General features: G+C 71.5%; 25 protein-coding genes. 10 read left to right on the forward strand and 15 right to left on the reverse strand.

All coding sequences use genetic code 11. The features are described from left to right. Positions 1 to 363 precede the first annotated feature (363 nt). Complete coding sequence (locus tag ACF1A1_RS00005) at positions 364 to 1,005, reverse strand: DNA-3-methyladenine glycosylase (protein WP_391643701.1); 642 nt, start codon at positions 1,003 to 1,005, stop codon at positions 364 to 366. Between the two features lie 146 nt (positions 1,006 to 1,151). Between ACF1A1_RS00005 and ACF1A1_RS00010 the strand changes: the two genes are divergently transcribed. The 3 genes from ACF1A1_RS00010 to ACF1A1_RS00020 all read left to right on the forward strand — a co-directional run bounded on the left by ACF1A1_RS00010 (position 1,152) and on the right by ACF1A1_RS00020 (position 3,583). Next, positions 1,152 to 1,934: a sporulation protein gene (locus ACF1A1_RS00010; RefSeq protein ID WP_391643703.1), complete on the forward strand. Its 783-nt coding sequence runs from the start codon at positions 1,152 to 1,154 to the stop codon at positions 1,932 to 1,934. Positions 1,935 to 2,325: 391 nt separating this feature from the next. Further along, positions 2,326 to 2,865, forward strand: a complete 540-nt coding sequence (locus ACF1A1_RS00015; RefSeq protein WP_391643705.1) for a YbhB/YbcL family Raf kinase inhibitor-like protein — start codon at positions 2,326 to 2,328, stop codon at positions 2,863 to 2,865. Positions 2,866 to 3,076: 211 nt separating this feature from the next. Next, positions 3,077 to 3,583 carry an HNH endonuclease gene (locus tag ACF1A1_RS00020; RefSeq protein ID WP_391643707.1) on the forward strand — a complete coding sequence of 169 codons (507 nt, stop codon included), beginning with the start codon at positions 3,077 to 3,079 and terminating at the stop codon, positions 3,581 to 3,583. Between the two features lie 136 nt (positions 3,584 to 3,719). Here ACF1A1_RS00020 and ACF1A1_RS00025 read toward each other — a convergent pair whose 3' ends face one another. The 3 genes from ACF1A1_RS00025 to ACF1A1_RS00035 all read right to left on the reverse strand — a co-directional run bounded on the left by ACF1A1_RS00025 (position 3,720) and on the right by ACF1A1_RS00035 (position 6,149). Next, positions 3,720 to 4,673 (reverse strand): SPFH domain-containing protein, encoded by a 954-nt coding sequence (locus tag ACF1A1_RS00025; RefSeq protein ID WP_391643709.1) that lies wholly within the window; start codon positions 4,671 to 4,673, stop codon positions 3,720 to 3,722. 141 nt (positions 4,674 to 4,814) lie between these two features. Further along, the gene (locus ACF1A1_RS00030; RefSeq protein WP_391643711.1) at positions 4,815 to 5,246 is read right to left on the reverse strand and encodes an NfeD family protein; all 432 of its coding nucleotides are present in this window, start codon (positions 5,244 to 5,246) and stop codon (positions 4,815 to 4,817) included. A gap of 105 nt (positions 5,247 to 5,351) precedes the next feature. After that, entirely contained in the window at positions 5,352 to 6,149 is a 798-nt protein-coding gene (locus ACF1A1_RS00035; RefSeq protein WP_391643713.1) for an ABC transporter ATP-binding protein, read from the reverse strand. Between the two features lie 155 nt (positions 6,150 to 6,304). On the opposite strand from ACF1A1_RS00035, the gene ACF1A1_RS00040 reads away from it, so the two are divergent. Continuing rightward, a complete protein-coding gene (locus ACF1A1_RS00040; protein ID WP_391643715.1) occupies positions 6,305 to 7,093 on the forward strand; it encodes a hypothetical protein in 789 nt (262 codons plus the stop codon). 257 nt (positions 7,094 to 7,350) lie between these two features. Here ACF1A1_RS00040 and ACF1A1_RS00045 read toward each other — a convergent pair whose 3' ends face one another. The 3 genes from ACF1A1_RS00045 to ACF1A1_RS00055 form a co-directional block, all read right to left on the reverse strand. Continuing rightward, positions 7,351 to 7,596 carry a chaplin gene (locus ACF1A1_RS00045; RefSeq protein ID WP_391643717.1) on the reverse strand — a complete coding sequence of 82 codons (246 nt, stop codon included), beginning with the start codon at positions 7,594 to 7,596 and terminating at the stop codon, positions 7,351 to 7,353. Positions 7,597 to 7,783: 187 nt separating this feature from the next. Next, positions 7,784 to 8,425: a response regulator gene (locus ACF1A1_RS00050; protein ID WP_391643719.1), complete on the reverse strand. Its 642-nt coding sequence runs from the start codon at positions 8,423 to 8,425 to the stop codon at positions 7,784 to 7,786. Further along, complete coding sequence (locus tag ACF1A1_RS00055) at positions 8,418 to 9,596, reverse strand: GAF domain-containing sensor histidine kinase (protein ID WP_391643721.1); 1,179 nt, start codon at positions 9,594 to 9,596, stop codon at positions 8,418 to 8,420. Before ACF1A1_RS00055 ends, ACF1A1_RS00050 begins: the two co-directional genes overlap by 8 nt. Positions 9,597 to 10,071: 475 nt before the next feature. On the opposite strand from ACF1A1_RS00055, the gene ACF1A1_RS00060 reads away from it, so the two are divergent. From ACF1A1_RS00060 to ACF1A1_RS00070, 3 genes are all read left to right on the forward strand, one after another. After that, entirely contained in the window at positions 10,072 to 10,770 is a 699-nt protein-coding gene (locus tag ACF1A1_RS00060; RefSeq protein WP_391643723.1) for an SDR family NAD(P)-dependent oxidoreductase, read from the forward strand. Beyond that, a complete protein-coding gene (locus ACF1A1_RS00065) occupies positions 10,767 to 11,903 on the forward strand; it encodes an S-adenosylmethionine:tRNA ribosyltransferase-isomerase (RefSeq protein ID WP_391643724.1) in 1,137 nt (378 codons plus the stop codon). The genes ACF1A1_RS00060 and ACF1A1_RS00065 overlap by 4 nt, the downstream gene beginning before the upstream one ends. Positions 11,904 to 12,203: 300 nt before the next feature. Next, on the forward strand, positions 12,204 to 12,965 hold the full coding sequence (locus ACF1A1_RS00070; protein ID WP_391643726.1) for a transglycosylase SLT domain-containing protein: 762 nt from the start codon (positions 12,204 to 12,206) through the stop codon (positions 12,963 to 12,965). 86 nt (positions 12,966 to 13,051) lie between these two features. Here ACF1A1_RS00070 and ACF1A1_RS00075 read toward each other — a convergent pair whose 3' ends face one another. Further along, the gene (locus tag ACF1A1_RS00075) at positions 13,052 to 15,562 is read right to left on the reverse strand and encodes an FHA domain-containing protein (protein WP_391643728.1); all 2,511 of its coding nucleotides are present in this window, start codon (positions 15,560 to 15,562) and stop codon (positions 13,052 to 13,054) included. A gap of 246 nt (positions 15,563 to 15,808) precedes the next feature. Between ACF1A1_RS00075 and ACF1A1_RS00080 the strand changes: the two genes are divergently transcribed. Both ACF1A1_RS00080 and serB read left to right on the forward strand, forming a co-directional pair. Further along, entirely contained in the window at positions 15,809 to 17,593 is a 1,785-nt protein-coding gene (locus tag ACF1A1_RS00080; RefSeq protein WP_391643730.1) for a streptophobe family protein, read from the forward strand. 412 nt (positions 17,594 to 18,005) lie between these two features. Further along, positions 18,006 to 19,217: a phosphoserine phosphatase SerB gene (gene serB, locus ACF1A1_RS00085; protein WP_391643732.1), complete on the forward strand. Its 1,212-nt coding sequence runs from the start codon at positions 18,006 to 18,008 to the stop codon at positions 19,215 to 19,217. Between the two features lie 93 nt (positions 19,218 to 19,310). Here serB and ACF1A1_RS00090 read toward each other — a convergent pair whose 3' ends face one another. The 4 genes from ACF1A1_RS00090 to ACF1A1_RS00105 form a co-directional block, all read right to left on the reverse strand. Further along, positions 19,311 to 19,829: a SixA phosphatase family protein gene (locus ACF1A1_RS00090; protein ID WP_391643734.1), complete on the reverse strand. Its 519-nt coding sequence runs from the start codon at positions 19,827 to 19,829 to the stop codon at positions 19,311 to 19,313. Positions 19,830 to 19,935: 106 nt separating this feature from the next. Continuing rightward, a complete protein-coding gene (locus ACF1A1_RS00095; protein ID WP_391643736.1) occupies positions 19,936 to 20,142 on the reverse strand; it encodes a hypothetical protein in 207 nt (68 codons plus the stop codon). Between the two features lie 171 nt (positions 20,143 to 20,313). Next, positions 20,314 to 20,430, reverse strand: coding sequence for an SGM_5486 family transporter-associated protein (locus ACF1A1_RS00100; protein ID WP_391643738.1), 117 nt, complete (start codon positions 20,428 to 20,430; stop codon positions 20,314 to 20,316). 4 nt (positions 20,431 to 20,434) lie between these two features. Further along, entirely contained in the window at positions 20,435 to 21,772 is a 1,338-nt protein-coding gene (locus ACF1A1_RS00105) for a CynX/NimT family MFS transporter (protein WP_391643740.1), read from the reverse strand. A 70-nt stretch (positions 21,773 to 21,842) separates the two neighbouring features. On the opposite strand from ACF1A1_RS00105, the gene ACF1A1_RS00110 reads away from it, so the two are divergent. Further along, positions 21,843 to 22,532, forward strand: coding sequence for a FadR/GntR family transcriptional regulator (locus ACF1A1_RS00110; RefSeq protein WP_391643742.1), 690 nt, complete (start codon positions 21,843 to 21,845; stop codon positions 22,530 to 22,532). On the opposite strand, the gene ACF1A1_RS00115 is transcribed toward ACF1A1_RS00110, so the two are convergent. The 3 genes from ACF1A1_RS00115 to fabG form a co-directional block, all read right to left on the reverse strand. Beyond that, a complete protein-coding gene (locus tag ACF1A1_RS00115; protein WP_391643744.1) occupies positions 22,513 to 22,875 on the reverse strand; it encodes a hypothetical protein in 363 nt (120 codons plus the stop codon). The genes ACF1A1_RS00110 and ACF1A1_RS00115 overlap by 20 nt on opposite strands. A 161-nt stretch (positions 22,876 to 23,036) precedes the next feature. Then, complete coding sequence (fabI, locus tag ACF1A1_RS00120; RefSeq protein WP_389524717.1) at positions 23,037 to 23,804, reverse strand: enoyl-ACP reductase FabI; 768 nt, start codon at positions 23,802 to 23,804, stop codon at positions 23,037 to 23,039. Positions 23,805 to 23,809: 5 nt separating this feature from the next. After that, positions 23,810 to 24,514, reverse strand: coding sequence for a 3-oxoacyl-[acyl-carrier-protein] reductase (fabG, locus tag ACF1A1_RS00125; protein WP_391643746.1), 705 nt, complete (start codon positions 24,512 to 24,514; stop codon positions 23,810 to 23,812). Positions 24,515 to 24,573 lie beyond the last annotated feature (59 nt).

The following is a 24,573-nucleotide window of genomic DNA, read 5'->3' on the forward strand; positions in this document are numbered from 1 at the left end:
AAGGAACGGACGCTTCCTTTGTACTCACCCGAGAGACTCTCTCGCGGCTTTCCTCCGGGCGCTTCCCTTCGGTCTTGCGTTTCCGACTCTATCAGATCTTTTCTCGATCCGATTCCCTGTCGGCGGGCTTTGTCTGGGGCTTCCGGCTTTCGCTCGTCGGCCTTTCGACATTCACTACGTTAGCCGATTCCCTCGCCAGCTCATAATCGAGCTCCGCCGAGTTCGAATTCGGGCATGCGGGCATACCGAATTCGACCCCGCTGAGGGGCGTCGTAGGTAGTGGGTTGGCCGCTTCCGGCTGCAGGCGATCGCCGTACCCGGTTCAAGCGGCTCGGGCCACGTTACGCCCCTGCCCTGGGCGAGTCAACTTCGGCGGCGCCTCGGCACATGGGCCCGATAAGGGCTCACCGTCGGGTCGTTGGCGATCCAGTAGCGCCAGGGATGCACGGCGCCGTCGCCGGAGACTCCCGTGCGGGGGCCGTTGCGTACCTGGTCGGGCGGTACGGGGGTGCCCGCGAGGATGCGGAGGGGGGTGTCTCCGGGGGTGCAGGCGTCCGTGCCGTCGAGGGCTCGGTCCACGTCCAGGGCCGTGGCCAGACGGGCGGGGCCTTTGGCCAGTTCCTTGTCATCGCGGGCCGAGAGTCGACGGGTGCGTGCGAGTTCGGCGCCCTCGACGATCTCGCCGGCGCGCAGGAGGACGGCGCTCGCCCTGCCGTCGGGACCGCAGACGAGGTTCATGCAGTGCCACATGCCGTAGGTGAAGTAGACGTACACGTGTCCGGGAGGACCGAACATCACGCTGTTGCGGGCGGTGCGGCCTCGAAAGGCGTGGGAACCCGGGTCGTTCGGGCCGTCGTAGGCCTCGACCTCTGTGAGGCGGAGGGTGATCGGACCGTCCGGGGTGGTGCGGACGAGGAGGCGGCCGAGGAGGTCGGGGGCCACTTCCAGGACGGGGCGGTCGAAGAAGGACCGGGGAAGGGGCGTACGGTCGGGGGTCGCGATCATGCCCTCCGAGCGTAGTGCAGATGGGTGGGTGCGTCGGGGTGGTCGGCGGGCACTCGGGTTGCCAGGGTGTGAGTCGGAACCGGCCACGACCGGATCGCGTTTGTAGGGATCAAGGAACCCGTCGTAGAGGTCGTAGAGGGAGAGTCATGGCGTTCAAGAAGCTGCTCGCGAGTCTCGGGGCCGGTGGGGCTTCGGTCGAGACGGTGCTGACGGAGGTCAACGTCGTCCCGGGCGGCGTCGTGCAGGGTGAGGTGCGGATCCAGGGCGGGTCCGTCAACCAGCAGATCGAGGCACTGTCGGTCGGGCTTCAGGCCAAGGTCGAGATCGAGAACGGCGACCAGGAGTACAAGCAGGACATCGAGTTCACCAAGCAGCGTCTCGGCGGGGCCTTCGAGCTGCAGGCGAACGCGGTGCACGCCGTGCCGTTCGGTCTGGAGATCCCGTGGGAGACGCCGATCACGATGATCGACGGGCAGGCGCTGCGCGGTATGAACATCGGTGTGACCACCGAGCTGGAGATCGCGCGGGCCGTGGACTCCGGTGACCTGGACCCGGTGAACGTGCACCCGCTGCCGGCGCAGAAGGCGATCCTTGACGCCTTCCTCCAGCTGGGCTTCCGTTTCAAGAACGCGGACCTGGAGCGCGGTCACATCCGGGGTACGCGGCAGAAGCTGCCGTTCTACCAGGAGATCGAGTTCTTCCCGCCGGCGCAGTACCGGGGGCTGAACCAGGTCGAGCTGAGCTTCGTGGCCGACGCGCAGGCGATGGACGTCGTGCTGGAGATGGACAAGAAGCCGGGGCTGTTCAGCGAGGGCAGTGACACCTTCCGGTCGTTCCAGGTGGGGCTGCACGACTACCAGGGGACCGACTGGGCGGCGTACCTCAACCAGTGGCTGTCCGAGGTCGGCAGCAAGCGGAACTGGTTCTAGGTACGAGGGTGTGAAGGCAGGGAAGGCCCGGAGCGCCGTGTGGTGCTCCGGGCCTTGTCCTTATGGCGTGACAGGAGGGGCTGGAGGGTGCAGCCGGGGACTGCGCCAATGGGTCGGCGGTTGTTCGGTGTGTTGCCGAGGGTCCGGCCTCATCGATTCGCTGTCGGCTCGCTCCTTGAGCGGGCCCGCGCCGCCACCCGAGCGATCCGGGTTCGGGTCGCCACGGCTGCGACGTCGGCCGTGCGGCCTCGAGCAGCACCGTGCGGTGGCCGGCTCGGCGTGCCGGGGGTGACACTCCTGGCCGCTCAGGCCCGGCGAGACGGTGGGTGACGGTGTGAAAGCCGTAGGCTCGCAGGTGGAATTCGTTTCCGATCGATCAGGAGGTATCGAGGTGACCGAGCTGAAGAGGCGGCCGCTCCCCCACGATTTCCATCCGCCGGTGCCGTCGTTCACGGTCACGAGCGAGGACGTGCAGGAGGGCGCGACGCTCAAGAGCGCCCAGGTCCACTCCGAGGGGAACACCTCGCCGCAGCTGCGGTGGGAGGGTTTCCCGCCGGAGACCAAGAGCTTCGCGGTGACCTGCTACGACCCGGACGCGCCGACCGGCAGCGGGTTCTGGCACTGGGTGCTCTTCGACATCCCGGCCTCGGTGACCGAGCTTCCGGTGGGTGCGGGCAGCGGCAGGTTCGAGGGGCTGCCGAAGGGCGCCGTTCACGCACGCAACGACTACGGCACGAAGGAGTTCGGCGGGGCCGCGCCGCCGCCCGGGGACGGGCCGCACCGTTATGTCTTCACGGTGTACGCGGTGGACCAGGAGAAGCTCGGCCCGGATTCCGACGCCTCGCCGGCTGCCATCGGGTTCAATTTGCGGTTCCACACGATCGCGCGGGCCCAGCTGATCGGTGAGTACGAGAACCCCGCGCAGAGCTGACGCGGCGGGCCGAGTAAGCTCATCGTTCATTCAACGTTTGCCCGCTCCTGGTCTTGGAAGTGATCAGGGGCGGGCATTTTTGTTGCCGGGGGTCGCGGGGGTAACCCCCCGTGGGAGCAGCAGATATTGCGTTGTCCATCTCGGCGTGCCCGGCCAGAGTTGATCCCAGCCCGCCATGGGGTGGGCCGGTGCACACGGGAGGTGGGCTGGTATGCGGGACACGCTGGTACTGAACGCGAGCTTCGAGCCGCTGTCGACGGTGACGTTGAACCGAGCCGTCGTTCTGGTGCTTCAGGACAAGGCCGTCGTCGAGCAGGCCCACCCCGAACTGCGGATGCGCGGAGCCGCCGTCGACATACCGGTGCCCCGGGTGATCAGGCTGTGCAGGTACGTTCGGGTTCCGTTCCGAAGACAAGCACCGTGGTCGAGGCGGGGTGTGCTGGTCAGGGACCGGCACCGGTGCGCGTACTGCGGGCGGCGGGCGACGACCGTGGACCACGTGGTGCCACGGGCGCAGGGTGGGCGGGACTCGTGGTTGAACACGGTCGCCTCGTGCGCGGAGGACAACCACCGTAAAGCCGACCGGACTCCGGAGCAGGCGGGGATGCCTCTGCTGCGGCAGCCTTTCGAACCGACCCCGCAGGACGCGATGTTGCTGGCGCTGGCCCAGGAGGACCTGGCTGCGCTGCCGGAGTGGTTGACGCTGGATGCCGCTTAGACCGTAGGGCTGCTGATGTCCGCGGTCTGCGGGGTGTTCGTGGCTGGTCGCGTCCACGTCGTGCAGCCGAGTAGAACAACAGCCCCGCGCCCTTTGGGGGTTGGCGGGGCTGTTCGCTTCCGGTTTCCGGCGGCCGTCAGTCGATCGACGGCCTCTCCCGGCGTTCCGTGCCGTTGCCGTTGCCGGAGTTGCCTCCGCTGTTCGAACCGCCGCCCAGGGAACCGAAGTTGCCCATGGCGCCGGAGAGTCCCTTGAGGGCGTCGCCGATTTCGCTGGGGACGATCCACAGCTTGTTGGCGTCGCCCTCGGCGATCTTCGGGAGCATCTGGAGGTACTGGTAGGAGAGAAGCTTCTGGTCCGGGTCGCCGGCGTGGATCGCCTCGAAGACCGTACGGACCGCCTGGGCCTCGCCCTCGGCGCGCAGCGCGGCGGCCTTGGCCTCACCCTCGGCCTTGAGGATCGCGGACTGCTTCTCACCCTCGGCGGTGAGGATGGCGGCCTGACGCGTTCCTTCCGCGGTGAGGATCGCGGCGCGCTTGTCACGGTCGGCGCGCATCTGCTTCTCCATCGAGTCCTGGATGGAGGTCGGCGGCTCGATCGCCTTGAGCTCGACGCGGTTGACGCGGATGCCCCACTTGCCGGTGGCCTCGTCGAGGACGCCGCGCAGGGCCGCGTTGATCTCCTCGCGGGAGGTCAGGGTGCGCTCCAGGTCCATGCCGCCGATGATGTTGCGCAGCGTGGTGACGGTGAGCTGCTCGATCGCCTGGATGTAGCTGGCGACCTCGTACGTGGCGGCGCGGGCGTCGGTCACCTGGTAGTAGATGACGGTGTCGATGTTGACGACCAGGTTGTCCTGGGTGATCACCGGCTGCGGCGGGAACGGCACGACCTGTTCGCGCAGGTCGATGCGGTTGCGGATGGTGTCGATGAACGGGACGACGATGTTGAGGCCCGCGTTGAGCGTGCGTGTGTAGCGGCCGAACCGCTCCACGATGGCGGCGCTAGCCTGCGGGATGACCTGGATCGTCTTGATCAGGGCGATGAAGACCAACACCACCAGGATGATCAAGACGATGATGACCGGTTCCATCGTGCTCCCCGTACCCTTCTCCGCCTCGGCGCTTTCGGAAGATCTTAGACTTGTTGAAGATCTTGCTGGTCGAGTCTGACAGACCGTCGTGTGGCTCGTGGTGTGTTCGGTTCACTTGCCTCGTGCGGGAGTTGTGCAAGGTCAGATGACGATCGCCGTGGCCCCCTCGATGTCCACCACGTCCACTTCCTGACCCACGTCGTAGGTGCGGGCGGTGTCGAGGGCGCGCGCCGACCAGACCTCGCCGGCGAGCTTGATGCGCCCTCCGGAACCGTCGACGCGCTCCAGTACGACAGCCTGTTTGCCCTTCAACGCGTCGACTCCGGTGGCGAGTCGGGGTCGCTGCGCGCCGTGCCGGGCCGCGATGGGCCGTACCACGGCGATGAGGGCGACCGAGACCGCGACGAAGACGAGCACTTGGGCCACGACGCCGAGGCCGAAGCCCGCGGCGACCGCGGCCGCGACGGCGCCGGCCGCGAACATGCCGAACTCCGGCATCGCGGTCACCACGAGCGGGATTCCGAGCGCTGCCGCGCCGACGAGCCACCACACCCACGCGTCGATGTCGTTCACGCGTTCATGGTAGGTCCGTGGGTCCTGCCGCCGACAGGGCGCGAACGGGGGCGGTTGGGAAGGCCGTTGGGAAAGGTCTTGGGGACGGAGGGGCCAGGAAGGCCGTCAGGACAGTGGCAGGCCCTGGGCGGTCCAGCGGTCGCCGACCTGTTCCACGACGAGGGGCAGGCCGAAGCAGTGGGAGAGGTTGCGGGAGGTGAGCTCCAGCTCGACCGGGCCGGCGGCGAGGACCTTGCCCTGGCGGATCATGAGGACGTGGGTGAAGCCGGGGGCGATCTCCTCGACGTGGTGCGTCACCATGATCATCGACGGGGCGATGGGGTCGCGGGCGAGGCGGCCGAGGCGGCGTACGAGGTCCTCGCGGCCGCCGAGGTCCAGGCCGGCGGCGGGCTCGTCGAGGAGCAGCAGTTCGGGGTCGGTCATCAGGGCGCGGGCGATGAGGGTGCGCTTGCGCTCGCCCTCGGAGAGGGTGCCGAACCTGCGGTCGAGGTAGTCGCTCATGCCGAGGCGGTCGAGGAAGGCGCGGGCGCGCTGCTCGTCGACGTCCTCGTACTCCTCCTGCCAGCCGGCCGTCATGCCGTACGCGGCGGTCAGGACGGTCTGCAGGACGGTCTGGCGCTTGGGGAGCTTGTCGGCCATGGCGATGCCGGCCATGCCGATGCGCGGGCGCAGCTCGAAGACGTCGGTGCCGGGTGTGCCGAGGGTCTCGCCGAGGATGGTGGCGGTGCCCTTGCTGGGGTAGAGGTAGCTGGACGCGACGTTCAGCAGGGTCGTCTTGCCGGCTCCGTTGGGGCCGAGGATGACCCAGCGCTCGCCCTCCTTGACCGACCAGGAGACCTGGTCCACCAGAGCCCGGCCCTCACGGACCACGGATACGTCCTGAAGCTCCAGAACATCGCTCATGAGCGCGTTGTCTCCCCTTGCAGTGTGGCCGGACTCGGTCGTCGCGTACGCCTGTGGCTCGGACCGCCGCGCGCGGGTGGGCGCGGCCCTTCAGGAAAATCTACGCCACCGGTCGGGTGAGCCGTTCCATCGGTCCGCTCCTTAGGCTGGGGGGCATGCTCTCGGAACCGCGCTCTGGTCGCCTTGCCGCTTGGGGAAATGCTCTGTTGGCCGGATTCGTCTCGCCGGACGACGCCGTGCTCGCCGTCGTCGGTGAGGACGCCGTGCACCGGGTGGAGGGGCTGCCGGGCGAGACCGCGCCCGTCGGGCTCACTCTCGCGTTGGGGCGGCTGCGGGCGCTGGGGGTGAAGGGGCTGCGGGTGGCGCTGCCGGCGCCCGGGCATCCGCTGGGGTTGAGCGGGCCGCCGGAGTTCAACGCGCGGGCGCTCGAGGCGGAGCAGGCGGTGGTGTGCCACGGGGCGGCCCTGGGGCTGGTGCCGGAGGTGTACGAGGCCGGGCCGGAGGGTGATGTGCACGTCGAGGTGGTGTGGCACTGCCTCCCGGTGCGGGAGGCTCCGCCGGCGGATGTGCCGTCGCTGGGTGAGGCGGAGCGGGAGCTGGCGGAGGCGTTGCGGGAGGCAACGGCGGTGTTGTCCCGGCTGGACGTGGCGGCGTCGGGGCCGGTGGCGGAGGCGGCGATCGACGCGTACCGGGCTCGGGCGGAGCGGGGGCGGGAGGTGTTGGCTCCGGGGTATCCGCCGCGGGCGGTGCGGGTGCTGGAGTTGGCGCAGCGGGTGGGGTTGTTGATCTCCCTGGCCTTGGAGAAGGGGCCTGGGGGTGCGGTGAGTGCGTCGGAGATGGGGGCTCGGGGGGAGGCGTTGCGGCCGGTGGAGCGGACGGCTCGGCGGGCGCAGGTTGCCGCGTACAACGCGTATGTGGAGGAACTGGAGCGGGGGGTGCGGTGAGGAGCGGGGGGCGGTGGGGAGCGGGGCAGTGGGGGTGGGTGACGTTAGCGTCGGTTGAGTGGTGGCTGGGGGTTGGTGCCGGGGGGTGGGGGGCGCAGCCCGGCGATGACGGGGTGCCGCCACGCCCACCCGTGCCGCCCCGGGCGTCACGACTGCCCGCGGGTGGACGGGCTGCCCGCCGGCCTCCCCCGGAATGGGGCCGGGGGAGGCCGGCGGGCACTGGGAGGTCCGGAAGGGACGTCAGTGGTCGGGGGACCTCAGTGGTTGAGGCCCGTGTTGCCGGAGGCCGGGTTCAGCGCGCCGATGACGTTGACGCTGTTGCCGACGGCGTTGACCGGGATGTGCACCGGGGCCTGGATGACGTTGCCCGAGACGACGCCCGGCGAGCCCTTGGCCTCGCCGGCGGCCGACGCGCCGCAGGTGGCGGAGGCTGCGCCGGCGCCCGCGGCCACCAGTCCACCGGCCACCATCATCACGGCCGCTGCCTTCTTCAGGTTCTTCACTTCTGAGCCCTCCTGGCCCTCCTGGCGATTGCCGCGGCAGTCGCCGCGGCACGCACTGGAGAACGCCGGCGCCCGTCGGAGGATGCGCCATCCGGGGGACATTCCCACGACGGTATGAATCTCGGACCGGAGGGAACCGGTCCGGATCGGCGCCGCGGCACGCCCCGGGCGTGCGCCGGAGCGCCTGTCAGCCGGCCACACCATGGCGTACGGCCCACAGGGCGGCCTGGGTGCGGTCGGCGAGGTCGAGTTTCATCAGGATGTTCGAGACGTGGGTCTTGACGGTCTTCTCGGAGAGGACCAGGGCGCGGGCGATCTCCCGGTTGGACCGGCCGTCGGCTATCAGGCCCAGCACCTCGCGCTCCCGCTCGGTGAGCGAACCGCCTCTCCCCGACCCGGAGTTGGCCTCCTCCTGGGAGAGGAGGGCGCCGGCGACCTCCGGCTGGAGCAGGATGTGGCCGGCGTGGACCGAGCGGATGGCGCCGGCCAGCGCGTCGGGGTCGACGTCCTTGTAGACGTACCCGGCGGCTCCCGCGCGCAGGGCCGGGACGACGGTGCGCTGTTCCGTGAAGCTGGTGACGATCAGCATGCGGGCGGGGTTGTCGAGTTCGCCGAGCCTGCGGAGGGCCTCGACGCCGTCCATGCCGGGCATCTTGACGTCCATCAGGACGACGTCGGGTTTCAGCTCCTCGGCGCGGGCGACTCCTTCTGCGCCGTCGGCGGCCTCGCCGACGACCTCTATGTCGTCCTGCACCTCCAGGAAGGTGCGCAGGCCCCGGCGGACGACCTGGTGGTCGTCGACGAGCAGCACCTTGATTGCGTCAGCCACCGGGGGCCTCCATCTCGATCGTGGTGCCCTTGCCGGGCGCCGATTCCACCTTCAGGCCACCGCCGACGCCGTTCGCCCGGTCCCGCATGGACACCAGGCCGAGGTGACGGCCGGCCCTGCGGATCGCCGTGGGGTCGAAGCCGTCGCCGTCGTCCGTGATGCGCAGGACCGTGTCGGGGCCGCGCTTGTGGAGGGTCACGTCGACGTGCTCCGCGCCGGAGTGGCGCAGCGCGTTGTGCAGTGCCTCCTGGGCGACGCGCAGCAGGGCCTCCTCCTGGGCGGCGGGCAGGGCGCGCACACCGTGGCTGGTGAAGGTCACGCGCGCGGAGTGGGCGCGGTCGAGGACCTGTATCTGGGTGCGGAGGGTGGCGACGAGGCCGTCCTCGTCCAGGGCCGCGGGGCGCAGCTCCACGACGGCGGCGCGCAGTTCGTCGGCTGCCTCCGCGGCGAGCGCGGCGACCTGTTGCAGCTCGCCCTTGGCGCGGGAGGGGTCGCGGTCGACGAGGGCGGCGGCGGCCTGGGCGGTCAGGCGCAGGGAGAACAGCTTCTGGCTGACCGCGTCGTGCAGTTCGTGGGCCAGCCGGGAGCGTTCCTCGGCGATGGTCAGTTCGCGGCTGCGCTCGTACAGGCGGGCGTTGGTGAGGGCGATCGCGGCGTGCTGGGCGAGGATGGAGAGGAGCTCCTCGTCGTCCTCGGTGAAGCCGCAGCCGTCGGCCGGTTCCGGGCACGGGCCGTGTGGGGGGTCTTCCCTCTCGGGGCGCAGCTTGTTGGCCAGGAACAGGGCGCCGATGACCTCGTCGCCGTCGCGGATGGGCACGCCCAGGAAGTCGGACATGTCGGGGTGGGCGGAGGGCCAGCCCTCGAAGCGCGGGTCCTTGCGCACGTCGGCGAGGCGCTCGGGCCTCGCCTCGTGGAGCATCGCGGCCAGGATGCCGTGCTGGCGGGGCAGCGGGCCGATGGCCTTCCACTGCTCCTCGCCGACGCCGTCGACGACGAACTGGGCGAAGCCCCCGTGGTCGTCGGGGACGCCGAGCGCGGCGTACTGCGCGTCGAGCAGCTCGCGGGCCGAGGCGACGATCGTCTTGAGGACGTCGCGCACCTCGAGATGCCTGCTCATGGCCAGCAGCGCGGAACTCACCGCGGCGAGGCCGGACCGGGGGCCTTGACTCATGTCCTCACGGTACCGGCGGGCCGTGACAGCGGGATCGGACCTCTGACGGCGGTGGGGTGGGCCGCGAGACCTAGGCCGTGGCGTTCGGATCAGCCCGACTCGAGGCCGCGGCGCCCGGCTGACGCCGGTGAGCGGGGCTCGGTGCGTGCAGCCGCAAGTCGGAGGAGGGCGTCGATGCGGAGCATGGACGCCCGACGGCAACGCGGCAGATGTGCGTGCCGAGCCCCGCAGCGTGCCGAGCCCCGCGGCCCCGCGGCCCCGGGATGATCCGAGAGACACGGCCTGGAGGGCCGCAGACCCTTGGCCCGGGGCGTAGGGCAAGGGGCCGGGGCGTAGGGCGAGGGGCCGGGGCACGGGGGCGTACGACGAAGGGCCCCGGTGGATCCCGCCCCGCGTCCGAGGCGGGGCGGGCGGTCCGGTTCCTACGTTGTGGTCACCGCCCGGTGGAGGCGGGTCGGACGAGGGGACGGATGTCATGCCGGTAGCGATCATCACGGGGGCGTCGAAGGGTCTGGGGCGGGCGCTGGCGGAGGCGCTGGCCGCTCGGGGCTGGGATGTGGTGCTGGACGCCAGGACGGCGGAGGTGCTGAAGGAGACGGCGGACGCGGTCGCGGAGCACGGGACGCGGGTCGAGGCGGTCGCGGGGGACGTCACGGATCCCGCGCACCGGTCCGCGCTGGTGGTGGCCGCCCGGCGGCTCGGCGGCTGCGACCTGCTGGTGAACAACGCGAGCGCGCTGGGCGCCGAGCCGCTGGTCCGGCTGGAGGAGCTGCCGCTGGACGGACTGCGGCGGGCGCTGGAGGTGAACGTCGTGGCCGCGCTGGGTCTCGTCCAGGAGGCGCTGCCGCTGCTGCGCGGGGCGCGGGCGGGCGCGGTGATCACGATCAGCTCGGACGCGGCGGCCGAGGCGTACGGGACGTGGGGCGGTTACGGGGCCTCGAAGGCGGCCCTCGACCAGCTCGCGGCGGTGCTCGGCGAGGAGGAGCCGGGGCTGCGGGTGTGGGCGGTGGACCCCGGGGACATGGCCACGGACCTGTACGCGGCGGCCGTACCGGACGACGTCGGTCCGCGGCCGGAGCCGGGCAGTGTGGTGCCGGCGTTCCTGCGGTTGCTGGACGAGCGGCCGGCGAGCGGGCGGTTCGGGGCGCCGGCGCTGCTGGAGGGACGGCGATGACGCCGGCCCTGCGCGTACCGGAGGAGTTGTCGGCGCGCGTTCCGGCCGAGCAGCGTGGGCCCGGGCGCGACCGGGACTCCGTACGGCTGCTGGTGTCGCGGGGGACGGAGGTGGCGCATCACGTGTTCCGGGAGCTGCCCGAGCTGCTGCGGGCCGGTGACCTGCTGGTGGTGAACACCTCGCCCACGCTGGCGGCCGCGGTGGACGGGCGGGTCGGGCACGCGCGCGTGGTGGTGCACTTCTCCACGCGCGGGGACGACGGGCGGTGGGCCGTCGAGCTGCGCGATCCGGACGGGAGGGGCACCACGCGTGCGCGTGCGGGAGGGCCCGCGGGGACGGAGGTGCGGCTGGCCGGGGGTGTGCGGCTCGTGTGGGAGGAGGCGCTGAGCGGGGGCGGTGGGCGGCTGTGGTGGGCGCGGGTGTCCGGCGGGTCCGTGCTGGGGCTGCTGCGGGAGCACGGGCGGCCCATCCGTTACTCCTATACGGAGCGGGACCAGCCGTTGTCCGTGTACCAGACGGTGTTCGCGCTGCCGGCGGCCGGCGGGTCGGGCAGTGCGGAGATGCCGAGTGCGGCGCGGCCCTTCACGGCGCGGCTGGTGGCGGAGCTGGTGAGCCGGGGGGTGCGGTTCGCGCCGGTCACCCTGCACACCGGGGTGGCCTCGGCGGAGGCGCACGAGGCGCCGTATCCGGAGCGGTTCACGGTGCCGGAGGCGTCGGCCCGGTTGATCAACGCCGTCAGGGCGGAACGGCAAGGGCGGGCGGCGCTTCCCGGGAGGGGGGGTGCCGGGGGACGGGTGGGCGGACGGGTGATCGCGGTGGGGACGACGGCTGTGCGGGCCGTGGAGTCGGCGGCCGGGCCGGACGGGGTGGTCCGCGCGCGTGAGGGGTGGACGGACCTCGTCGTCACGCCCGAGCGCGGGGTGCGGGTGGTGGACGGGCTGCTGACCGGGCTGCACGGGCCGGAAGCCTCGCATCTGCTGATGCTGGAGGCGGTGGCGGGGCGGGCCGCGATCGACCGGGGTTACGACGAGGCGCTGCGCGGGCGCTACCTGTGGCACGAGTTCGGGGACGCACACCTCCTCCTCGCGGCGAACAGCCCTCACTCAGAGCCTTGCTCCAGCAACTGCGGGTGAGAACGATCGACGCCCGATGTGAGCCCGCACATAGGGTGCACATCACGTACGAGGGTCAATAGGAGAGAAAAGGGACGGCGTGAACGGGACAGATGGCTTGATCTGTCCCGATTTGCCCTTCCCTGATCCACTACCCGGGATCGTACGTCACACCTTTGCCTCCGAATTTTGCGGCCGCTAAGAATTACTGCCGTCGCTCAGCGCCGGGGATTCTGCCCGCGGTGTTCGTGCCACAAGCACCCGTGTCCGCCGACGGACAAAGAGAGCGACCTCCGCGCTATTCGAAGAGGTCCTTCCGCCATGCCCAAGAACACTCACAAGATCGCGATCGCCGGTGTCGCCACGCTCGGTGCCGCCCTCGCCTTCTCCGTGGTGCCGGCCGACGCACAGACGACCACGACGGATGCCGTCGCCTCCTCCCGCGTCGTCTACAGCTCCGAGCAGGTGAAGGACCTCACGCCCAGCGTGACCGGCCGGATGGCCACCGCCGGCCTGAAGGTCGAGGCCATCGAGGCGAAGACGAAGGCCGCCGACGCCGCAGCCAGGACGAAGGCCGCTGCCGACGCCGCCGCCAAGAAGAAGGCGGCCGCCGCGGCCGCCGCCGCGAAGAAGAAGGCCGCCGCCGCGGCCGCCGCGAAGAAGGCCGCCGCCCAGAAGGCCGCCGCGGAACGCAAGGCCAAGGCGGCCGCGAGCCGGGCCGCTCAGCGCGTCGCGATCAAGAAGGCCGCCGCGAAGAGCTACCCCGACAACCTGGACGGCTGGATCCGCGAGTCGCTCGACGTCATGAAGAAGCACGGCATCCCGGGCTCCTACGAGGGCATTCACCGCAACATCATGCGGGAGTCCTCGGGCAACCCGAAGGCCATCAACGACTGGGACATCAACGCCATCAACGGCGTCCCGTCGAAGGGCCTGCTCCAGGTCATCCCGCCGACCTTCAAGGCCTACCACGTGCCCGGCACGTCCTGGAACATCTACGACCCGGTCGCCAACATCACCGCCGCCTGCAACTACGCGGCCGACCGCTACGGCTCCATGGACAACGTCGACAGCGCGTACTGAGCCCCCGACGCAGCGGAGGGCGGCACCCGTCACCGGGTGCCGCCCTCCGTCCGTCTTCCCGGCCCGTGCCGGTCGGGATCGCGAACCTACTTCCGCATGACCTCGGGCTCGTGGCGGCGCAGGAAGCGGGACACGAAGAAGCCGCAGATCACACCGAGGACGATCAGCGCGGCCATGTCCATGGTCCAGGCACCGACGGTGTGCTCCCACAGCGGGTCGCTGTCGACGCCCTCCTCGGGCGGGCTGATCTTGTTGAAGTCCAGCGTGGCGCCCGCGGCGGCGACCGCCCAGCGCGACGGCATCAGGTACGAGAACTGGTTGACGCCGATCGAGCCGTTCAGGGCGAACAGGCAGCCGGTGAACACCACCTGGATGATCGCGAACATGACCAGCAACGGCATGGTCTTCTCGGCGGTCTTCACCAGCGAGGAGATGATCAGGCCGAACATCATCGAGGTGAAGCCCAGGGCCATGATCGGCACGGAGAGTTCGAGAAGCGTGAGCTTGCCGAAGACCAGCCCCTCCTCCGGGATCTCCCGGCTGGAGAAGCCGATCACGCCGACCAGCAGGCCCTGCAGGACGGTGATCATGCCGAGCACGAACACCTTGGACATCAGGTACGCGGAGCGCGACAGGCCGGTCGCGCGCTCCCGCTCGTAGATGACCCGTTCCTTGATCAGCTCACGGACCGAGTTGGCGGCTCCGGCGAAGCAGGCGCCGACCGCGAGGATCAGCAGGACGGTGGTGGCCGTGCCGTTGGGGATGATCCGGCCGGTCTGCGGGTTCGGCTGGTTGGGCAGCAGGCCGCGGTCCGCGTCGATGAGCAGGCTCACCGCCCCCAGGACGGCCGGCAGGATCACCATCAGCGCGAGGAAGCCCTTGTCGGAGGCGATCACCGAGACGTAGCGGCGCACCAGCGTGACGAACTGCGACATCCAGCCCTGCGGCTTGGGCGGCTTCATCGCCTGCATCGGCGGCATCTGTACGGACTGCGGCGCGATGGCGTCGATGTCCGCGGCGTACATCTGGTAGTGCTGCGAGCCCTTCCAGCGGCCCGCCCAGTCGTAGTCGCGGTAGTTCTCGAAGGCGGAGAAGACGTCGGCCCAGCTGTCGTAGCCGAAGAAGTTGAGCGCCTCCTCCGGCGGGCCGAAGTACGCCACGGCGCCGCCCGGTGCCATCACCAGCAGCTTGTCGCACAGGGCGAGTTCGGCCACGGAGTGGGTGACGACGAGGACCGTACGACCGTCGTCGGCGAGGCCGCGCAGCAGCTGCATGACGTCGCGGTCCATGCCCGGGTCGAGACCGGAGGTCGGCTCGTCCAGGAAGATCAGCGACGGCTTGGTGAGCAGCTCCAGGGCCACGGAGACCCGCTTGCGCTGGCCGCCGGAGAGGGAGGTGACCTTCTTCTCCTTGTGGATGTCCAGCTTCAGTTCGCGCAGCACCTCGTCGATGCGGGCGTCGCGCTCGGCCGCCGTGGTGTCGGCGGGGAAGCGGAGCTTGGCCGCGTACTTGAGGGCCTTCTTGACGGTCAGCTCCTTGTGCAGGATGTCGTCCTGCGGGACCAGACCGATGCGCTGGCGCAGTTCGGCGAACTGCTTGTAGAGGTTGCGGTTGTCGTAGAGGACGTCGCCCTGGTTGGCGGGCCGGTAGCCGGTGAGCGCCTTGAGCAGGGTGGACTTGCCGGAGCCGGACGGGCCGATGACCGCGATCAGCGACTTCTCCGGGACGCCGAAGGAGACGTCCTTCAGGATCTGCTTGCCGCCGTCGACCGTGACGGTCAGGTGGCGGGCCGAGAAGGAGACCTCACCGGTGTCGACGAACTCCTCGAGGCGGTCGCCGACGATCCGGAACGTCGAGTGGCCGACGCCGACGACGTCGGTCGGGCCGAGCAGTTGCGAGCCGCCCTTGGCGATCGGCTGACCGTTGACGTAGGTGCCGTTGTGGGAGCCGAGGTCGCGGATCTCCATACGACCGTCGGGCGTCGAGTGGAACTCGGCGTGGTTGCGGGAGACCTGGAGGTCGGAGACGACCAGGTCGTTCTCCAGGGCGCGGCCGATGCGCATGACGCGGCCGAGGGAGAACTGGTGGAACGTGGTCGGGCTGCGGTCGCCGTAGACCGGCGGCGCCCCCGCGCCGACGCCGGAACCCTGCTGCTGCGGGATGGGCGCGGCGGCCTGCTGCGGCTGCTGCCAGCCGGCCTGCGCGGCCTGCGGCTGCGGCGCCTGCTGGGCCCAGCCCGGATTCGCCCCCTGCGCGGCGTACGGCTGCTGCTGCGGCTGAGCCTGCGGCACGCCGACGCCCGCGGCCGCCGCGGAGAGGCTCAGACGCGGTCCGTCGTTCGCGTTGCCGAGGTGCACCGCCGAGCCGGGGCCGATCTCCACCTGCTGGATCCGCTGACCCTGCACGAACGTGCCGTTGGTGCTGCCGTGGTCCTCCAGGACCCAACCACGGCCGTTGAAGCTGACCGTGGCGTGACGCCAGGAGACCCTGGCGTCGTCGAGGACGATGTCGCCCTGCGGATCACGTCCGAGGGTGTATGCCCTGGACGGATCGAGCGTCCAGGTGCGTCCGTTCAATTCCAGTACGAGTTCCGGCACTCCATGCCCCACTGAGTAGTCCCCCGAGTTACCCCCATCAGAGGGAGTCTAGGGATGTCGAACATCGTCGGGAACTATTTCAGGCGCGGCCCCCTGACCGAAAGTCGGGCCTTGTGAAGACCGCACACCAGCTCATCGGCCGTTGCCGTTGACGGGGTTGAAACCGGGCCGGAGAGTGGTAAACGCACGCGAGGGGGACGGAAGCGGCGATCTTCGCCGCTCCGCGCCGCGGATCGGGGGGTCTGCATGAGTGCCGGCACGGGTGTGGGGCCCGTCGGGAGCGCGCAGTACGGCGGGGGTGTGCCGTGGGCGGATGTGCTGCTGTCCGCGATCACCGCGGTGAGCTGGGCGTTGATCGGGATGGCGGGGACGGCGGCGCTCGGGCTGCGTCTGCTGGGGGCGGACGCTGCGGGCTCGTTGGGTCCGATGACGGCTGCGGTGGTGGCGCTCGGGGCGGGTGGTTCGGTGACGCCGTCGGGCGACGTGTCGGCTTTCGGCCTCACGAGCGCGGAGGCGAGCACGGCCGTCGAGATCACGCCACTGGGCGTGAGCCTGGTCGGGGCGCTGCTGTTGTCGTGGTTCTTCCTACGGTCCCTGCGCACGGCGGGAGTTGTGGTGGCGCCGGCCGAACTCCTCGCGCGCGCGGGCGCGGTGGTCGCGTTGTGCGTGGCGATGCTGGGCGGACTGGCCTGGGCGGGGCACGACGTCGTCACGATCGACGGCGGGGCGCTGGGGCTGGACGACCTGCCCGGCGGGGGTGTGGGCGGTGGCGGTGTGGAGGTGCCCGGGCTGGGCGACCTCGGGGACATCGGCGGGCTGTTGCCGGACCGGCTCGGGGACCTGGTGGACGCGCGGGCGGCCGTCGGTTTCACCGTCGACACGGGCCCGACGCTGCTCGGTGGGCTGGTCTGGTCGGCGGGGGTCCTGCTGATCGCGCTGCTGGCCTCGCGCCGTACACCGCTGCCGCGCGGGTGGGAGGCCGTGCACCGGGTGGTACGGCCCGCCGTGTCCGCCGTCGTCACCGTGCTGCTGGTGGCCGTCGCGGCCGGGTTGGCCGCGGCCGCGTACGCGGCGACCGGCGACGACCATCCGGGGCGGATCGCGGGAGCGGCGCTGCTCGGCGCGCCGAACGGGGTCTGGCTCGGCGTCGGCATCGGCCTGTTCGTGCCGTGGGACGGCCGCGCCACTGGTCCTCTGACGAACGTCCTGCCGGATCCACTGGACGACCTGCTGGGCGTCCGGGGCGAGCACTCGGTGACGCTGGCACGGCTGGCCGAACTCGACATCCGCGTGTGGCTGTTGGGGGTGGCCACGGCTCTGATGACGCTGTCGGCAGGGGTGTTGGTGGGCGTGCGGACGCCTGCCGGCGGGGTACGGGATCCAGGCGTCCCCGGCTTCGTCGCGCGGTGCGCGCTGCGGCTGGGGATCGTGACCGCGGTGACGCTCCCGTTGCTCGCCCGGCTGACGGACGTGTCCGTGAACGCCTCCCTGTCCGTGCTCGGGTTCGACGCGTTCGGGGCCGGGATCGCGCTGCACGGGCACCTCGGCACGGCCTCGCTGCTCGGCGCCGCGTGGGGCGCGGGGGCGGGCGCCACCGGCGCACTGCTGGCCTGCGCGACCGGGGCGGCGGGCGGTCGGGCTGCACCGTTGGCACTCCGTGACAGGGGGATCGGGGCGGCGGGCCGCGGGGCGTTGGAACCAGGGGCCGGGCATCCGCCGTACCGGGACGACCGGGGTACGGCGGCGGGGACGGCGGTCGGCGGCTCGGGCGATGCGCCCCGTCCGGACGGCCGACGCACATCGGCGACGCCGTCCGTGGAGGGAGCCGGGCATCCACCGCCGATGGACGACCGGTCCGGGCCGTACGCGCCGAGCCCGCCGTACCGGCCACCCAACCCGGCGACCAATCCGTACCTGCGGATGCCGGAGCACCTGAGGGAGCCGGAGGACGCACGGCCGGGAGACGGGGATCCCGGGCGCGAGGCCCGGCCGCGGGGAGGCGGACGGGGGGAGACGGGGAGCGGGCGGTGAAGGGGGGCGGGGGGAGGCCGGGACCGGCGGGTGGCCCTCAGTCCGGCGCAGGTCGGCCCGGACCGCCGCCCCCGGCCGGGCTCGGGCCGGGACGCCGTTCCTCCGGGCAGTGCTCAGGCGGGCGAGGCCTCCGGTGCTGACGGGCAGGGGCCGGGCGGGCCGCCGCCCCGGCGGGCCGACGGGCCGCCACGGTCCGGGGGAAGGTCCTCGGACGACGGGCCACCGCCGCCTCCTCCCCCACATCCGGCCGCGCCTCCGCCGGACAAGCCGGGAAGGCCCCGCCGAGGTGGTGCGTCGGACGCCGTGGCCGGGGTTTCAGGAGGCTGTTACCCGCATGTCACGCACTGTTCCGTGTCCGCCAGACGGACCTCAGCGGCGGCAGGCACTCGGTGCCGGATACGGTGGGTACACCATGAGCGCTGAGCAGACCTCGCCGACCGACGTCCCCACTCTCCTTGTCAAGATCTTCGGCAAGGACAGGCCGGGCATCACGGCCGGCCTCTTCGACACCCTCGCCGCCTACTCCGTCGACGTGGTCGACATCGAGCAGGTCGTCACCCGTGGCCGCATGGTGCTGTGCGCGCTGGTGACCGAGCCGCCGCGCGGGCTGGAGGGGGACCTGCGGTCGACCGTCCACAGCTGGGCGGAGTCGATGAAGATGCAGGCGGAGATCATCTCCGGCATCGGTGACAACCGTCCGCGTGGCCTCGGCCGCTCCCTCGTCACCGTGCTCGGCCACCCGCTGACCGCGGAGGCCACGGCCGCCGTCGCCGCCAGGATCACCAAGGTCGGCGGCAACATCGACCGTATCTTCCGGCTGGCCAAGTACCCGGTCACGGCCGTCGAGTTCGCGGTCTCCGGCGTGGAGACGGAGCCGCTGCGCACCGCCCTGGTCACGGAGGCGGCCGCGCTCGGTGTCGACGTCGCCGTCGTGGCGGCGGGCCTGCACCGGCGGGCCCAGCGGCTCGTCGTCATGGACGTCGACTCCACGCTCATCCAGGACGAGGTGATCGAGCTCTTCGCCGCCCACGCCGGCTGTGAGGAGGAGGTCGCCGAGGTGACGGCGGCGGCGATGCGGGGCGAGCTGGACTTCGAGCAGTCGCTGCACGCGCGCGTGGCGCTGCTGGAGGGGCTGGACGCGTCGGTGGTCGAGAAGGTGCGCGCGGAGGTGCGGCTGACGCCGGGCGCGCGCACCCTCATCCGGACGCTGAAGCGGCTCGGCTACCAGGTGGGGGTCGTCTCCGGCGGCTTCACCCAGGTCACCGACGACCTGAAGGAGCGGCTGGGGCTGGACTTCGCCCAGGCGAACACGCTGGAGATCGTCGACGGAAAGCTGACGGGCCGGGTCACCGGGGAGATCGTGGACCGCGCGGGCAAGGCGCGGCTGCTGCGCCGGTTCGCCGCGGAGGCGGGCGTACCGCTGTCGCAGACCGTGGCGATCGGTGACGGCGCCAACGACCTGGACATGCTCAACGCGGCCGGTCTCGGGGTCGCCTTCAACGCCAAGCCCGTCGTGCGCCAGGCGGCGCACACCGCGGTGAACGTGCCGTTCCTGGACACCGTCCTGTATCTGCTGGGCATCACCCGCGAAGAGGTCGAGGCGGCGGACACGCACGACGAGTAGCGGTCCGGCGCCCGGCGCCGACGACTCGACAGGGCCCGGCGCCGCGGTGGTGCCGGGCCCACGCGCGTGGCGGGGACATACGCCTGGCGGCGGTTACTCCGACGGCGTCCAGTAGTCGAGCAGGGTGCCCACGCCCGGCTCCAGGGACTTCCAGGAGCCGTCGAAGGACACGACGGCGAAGGCGGCGGCCGGGAAGCCACGGCGGCTCATCCGCTCGCGGGCTTCACCCTCGTCGCTGCCGGAGAGGATGTCGGCGAGGCCCTGGATGCCCGGGTTGTGGCCGACGAGGAGGATGTTGCGGACGTCGTCGGAGGTCTCGTTGAGCAGGGCGATCAGCTCGCCCGGGGAGGCCTCGTAGATCCGCTCCTCGTAGACGGTTTTCGGCCGCTGCGGGAACTCGTGGACGGCGAGCTTCCATGTCTCGCGGGTGCGGGTCGCGGTGGAACACAGGGCCAGGTCGATGGGGATGCCGGTGTCGGTCAGCTTGCGTCCGGCGACGGCGGCGTCCTGACGGCCCCGCTCTGCGAGTGGCCGCTCGTGGTCGGGCACCTGGGGCCAGTCGGCTTTCGCATGCCGGAAGAGGACGATCCTGCGGGGTTCTGCGACGCTCATGGCTCCCAGCTTCGCATGAAACAGGCCACGGGGCGCAGGGAGTTGACATGGGGCTTCACCGGCGGACCGGGGTGTGAGGGGTGTGCCCGGGGCGTGATCGACACGGCTAGCGCGCGAGCAGTTGCCGCACGCGCTCGACGAACTGCGTGATCGCCGGGTCGCCGGCGGCCGCCTGGGCGTCCGAGGGGTTCAGTATCAGCGCGAGCAGGGTGACGAAGGCGAGCGCCGGGAGAGCGAGGGCCCACCAGGGCAGCCGGGTGCCGACGCCGCCCGTGGCGACCGGGTGGGGCCGGGTGTGCGTGGGGGCCGACATGGGTGCCTCCGCTGTCTTCGAGTGGTCCGTGGTCCGCCTCGCGCGGTCACACTTCGAAGGTACGGATCCGGCGGCCATCGGCCCATCCGGTGATCCACCCACTTGACCCTGAGCCTGACCCCCTAGGGGACAGGGGGGCCAGCCCCACCCTCCCCGGGTGGGGCGGGCCCGTCAGGGCGAGGCGATCGTCGCGATGACGGCGATGATCACGAAGATGAGGAAGAACGAGCCGAAGACGAGCAGCATCTTCTTCTGGCCGTTCCCGGGGTTCGGATCGAGCACTGGCATGCGGTCAGTCTCGCACCTCGCGCCCGCGCCGGCTGCCGCGGGGTCGGCGGGTGGCCTCGTCCTCCACCGTGCGGTCACGGCCGGCCAGGACGCCCACCACCATCTGCGGGACCATCAGCGCCGCCATCAGCGCGAGGGGCAGCCCCCAGCCGCCGCTGTGCTGGTAGAGCACGCCCACCAGGAGCGGACCCGGGATCGAGATCAGGTAGCCGGTGCTCTGGGCGAAGGCCGACAGCTGCGCCACGCCCACGCCGGTCCTGGCCCGCATGCCGACCATGGTGAGGGCCAGCGGGAAGGCGCAGTTGGAGACGCCGAGCAGCAGTGCCCAGGCCCAGGCGCCACCGGCGGGCGCGAAGTGGAGGCCGGCGTATCCGGCGAGACCGCAGACGCCGAGCGCGAGCACGATCGGGCCCTGGTGCGGCAGCCGGGCCGCCACGCGCGGGATGACGAAGGCCAGCGGCACGCCCATCACCATCGTGACGGCGAGGAGCAGGCCCGCCGTGCTCGCGGCCACGCCCGCGTCCCGGAAGATCTGCGGCATCCAGCCCATGGTGATGTAGGCGGCGGTGGCCTGGAGTCCGAAGAAGACGGCGAGCGCCCAGGCGGTGCGGCTCCGGGTGACGCGCATCCCGGTCGGCGTCTCCGCGCGTGCGGTGGCCCGCCCGGCGGGCGCCGCCTCCCGCTCGCGCACCAGCGGCAGCCAGGGCAGTACGGCGGCCGCCGCAAGGCCCGCCCAGACCGCGAGCCCGGACTGCCAGCCGCCACCCAGCGCCTCGGTCACGGGCACGGTGACCGCGGCGGCGGCCGAGGTGCCGAGGGCGAGGGCCATCGAGTACAGGCCGGTCATGGAGCCGACCCGGTCGGGGAACCAGCGCTTGACGATGACCGGCATCAGGACGTTGCTGACGGCGATGCCCATCAGGGCGAGGGCGCTGGCGGCCAGGAAGCCGGCCGTGCTGCCGGCGTACGGCCGTATGAGCAGGCCCGCGGCGATGGCGGCCATGCCCGCGCACACCACCGCGCCCGGTCCGAAGCGGCGGGCGAGGCGGGGGGCCATGACGCCGAAGACGGCGAAGCAGAGCGGGGGCACCGAGGTGAGCAGCCCGGCCACGCTGCCGCTCATGCCGAGGCCGTCGCGGACCTCCTCGAGGAGGGCACCGAGGCTGGTGATGGCGGGGCGGAGGTTGAGGGCGGACAGCACGATGCCGACCACGAGCAGCCGTGTCGGCCACGCGCGCGTGGCCGCTCGGGTGGGCTCGTCCGCCACCTGGTCCGCCGCCGGGGTACGCAGGTCCGGGGACCTCGTCGTCCGAGTCTCTCCACTAGCCATGCCACCCATCATAGAATCATGGGATGATTGACTGTCCATCTCCGGGTGCTTCGTCCCCGGCCCCGGCGTGCAAAGGTGTGTCATGCCCCTGAGCCACCCGCGTCGCTCGGCGCTGTCCGAGCAGGTCATCGCCGAGCTGCGCGCCCAGATCACCTCGGGCGAGTGGCCGGTGGGTTCGCGCATCCCGACGGAGCCCGAGCTGGTCGAGCAGTTGGGCGTCGCCCGCAACACGGTGCGCGAGGCGGTCCGCGCGCTCGCGCACAACGGCCTGCTGGACATCCGGCAGGGCTCGGGCACGTACGTCGTGGCGACCAGTGAGCTGGCGGGCGTGATGCACCGCCGCTTCGCCGACGCCGACCCCCGGCACATCGCCGAGCTGCGCTCCACGCTGGAGTCCGGGGCGGCGAGGCTGGCGGCGGAGCGGCGTACGGAGAAGGACCTCAAGCAGCTGGACGCGCTGCTGCTGCGGCGCGAGGAGGCATGGGAGTCGGGCGACGCGGAGGCGTTCGTCGCGGCGGACGCGACGTTCCACCTGGCGGTGGTGGCCGCCTCCCACAACGACGTCATGACCGCGATGTACGCGGACCTGGGCGAGGTGCTGCGGGACTGGCTGCGCGCGGACGTCGGCGAGGAGCTGACCCCGGAGACGCACATGGACCACACCCGGCTGTTGGACGCGATCCGGGCCGGGGACGCGGAGCGGGCCGCCCTGGAGGCGGCGAGCTATCCGTTCCTGTGCCGGCCCGGGCGGTTCACGCCCTCTGGTGGCTGACCCAGGCCGTACGGACCTCCTTCCAGCACCGGCCGGTCAGCCGTACGGTCATCGCGGGCCCGGCCTCGACGGGGGCGCCGTCGGTGTCGAGGTCCCACCAGCGGGCGCACTCGATGTGCAGACGGACCCGGTCGGTGTCGGCGTAGGGGTTGTGGCAGTGGGCGACGACGTGGGAGCCCTGGAGGGCGACGCGGCACTCCGCTCCGAACGGGTCCGGCCTGGCGGTGGGTTCCGGTGCCCCCACGCGCGCGTGGGGCAGGGCGTCGTACGGCAGGGAGAGGACGAGGCAGACGGCGACGGCGACGGCGACGGTCACTGGGGCCAGGCTGCTGGACAGGCGCACAAGGGGACCTCCTCGGCCGTGCTGGGGAGGGAAGCGCGTGCGGGACGCACACTTCAGCGTGCCTGCTGGGGCCCTCCCCCGCCCGGCCGGGTGGGCCGAACGGGTGACGCCCCGCCCCCCGCGCGGTGCGGGGGACGGGGCGTCGACGACGAGGGCGGGGATCAGGCGCCGATGGCGTGCAGACCGCCGTCCACGTGGATGATCTCGCCCGTGGTCTTCGGGAACCAGTCGCTCAGCAGGGCGACGACACCGCGGCCGGCCGGCTCGGGGTCCTTGAGGTCCCACTCCAGCGGGGAGCGGCTGTCCCACACGGCGGCCAGGTCGTTGAAGCCCGGGATGGACTTGGCGGCCATGGAGCCGATCGGGCCCGCCGAGATGAGGTTGCAGCGGATGTTCTGCTTGCCCAGGTCACGCGCCATGTAGCGGCTGGTGGCCTCCAGGGCGGCCTTGGCCGGGCCCATCCAGTCGTACTGCGGCCAGGCGTACTGCGCGTCGAAGGTGAGGCCGACGACCGAGCCGCCGTTCTGCATCAGCGGCAGGCACGCCATGGTGAGCGACTTCAGGGAGTACGCCGAGACGTGCATGGCCGTGGCGACCGACTCGAACGGCGTGTTGAGGAAGTTGCCGCCGAGGGCGTCCTGCGGCGCGAAGCCGATGGAGTGGACGACGCCGTCGAGGCCGCCCAGCTCCTCGCCGACGATGTCCGCGAGGCGGCCGAGGTGCTCGTCGTTCGTCACGTCGAGCTCGATGACCTTGGTGGGCTTCGGCAGCTTCTTGGCGATGCGCTCGGTCAGCGTGGGCCGCGGGAACGCGGTCAGGATGATCTCGGCACCCTGCTCCTGGGCCAGCTTGGCGGTGTGGAAGGCGATGGAGGACTCCATCAGCACACCGGTGATCAGGACGCGCTTGCCCTCGAGAATTCCGCTCATGGTGATCAGTGACCCATTCCCAGTCCGCCGTCAACGGGGATGACGGCTCCAGTGATGTACGAGGCGTCGTCCGAGGCGAGGAACCGCACCGTCGCGGCGATCTCCTCCGGCTGCGCGTACCGGCCGAGCGGCACCTGCGAGACGATGCCCGCGCGCTGCTCGTCGGTGAGCACCTTGGTCATGTCGGTGTCGACGAAGCCGGGCGCGACGACGTTGAAGGTGATGTTGCGCGAGCCCAGCTCACGGGCGAGGGAGCGCGCGAAGCCGACCAGGCCGGCCTTGGAGGCGGCGTAGTTGGCCTGGCCGGGCGAGCCGTAGAGACCCACGACCGACGAGATGAGCACGACGCGGCCCTTCTTGGCGCGCAGCATGCCGCGGTTGGCGCGCTTGACGACCCGGAAGGTGCCGGTGAGGTTGGTGTCGATGACCGAGGTGAAGTCCTCCTCGGACATGCGCATCAGGAGCTGGTCCTTGGTGACGCCCGCGTTGGCGATCAGCACCTCGACCGGGCCGTGCGCGTCCTCGATCTCCTTGTAGGCCTGCTCCACCTGCTCGGCGTCGGTGATGTCGCACTTGACGGCCAGGAAGCCGGCGGGCGGCTCACCCGAGCGATACGTGATGGCGACCTTGTCGCCGGCGTCGGCGAACGCGCGGGCGATGGCGAGGCCGATGCCCCGGTTTCCTCCGGTGACGAGAACCGAGCGGCTCAACGGATCACCCTTTCCATAGGGGTCTGACACAACCGCCCGGACGCTGGTTGACAGGCGGC

The sequence above is a fragment of the Streptomyces sp. NPDC014995 genome (genome assembly GCF_043080745.1).
Lineage (GTDB): Bacteria > Actinomycetota > Actinomycetes > Streptomycetales > Streptomycetaceae > Streptomyces.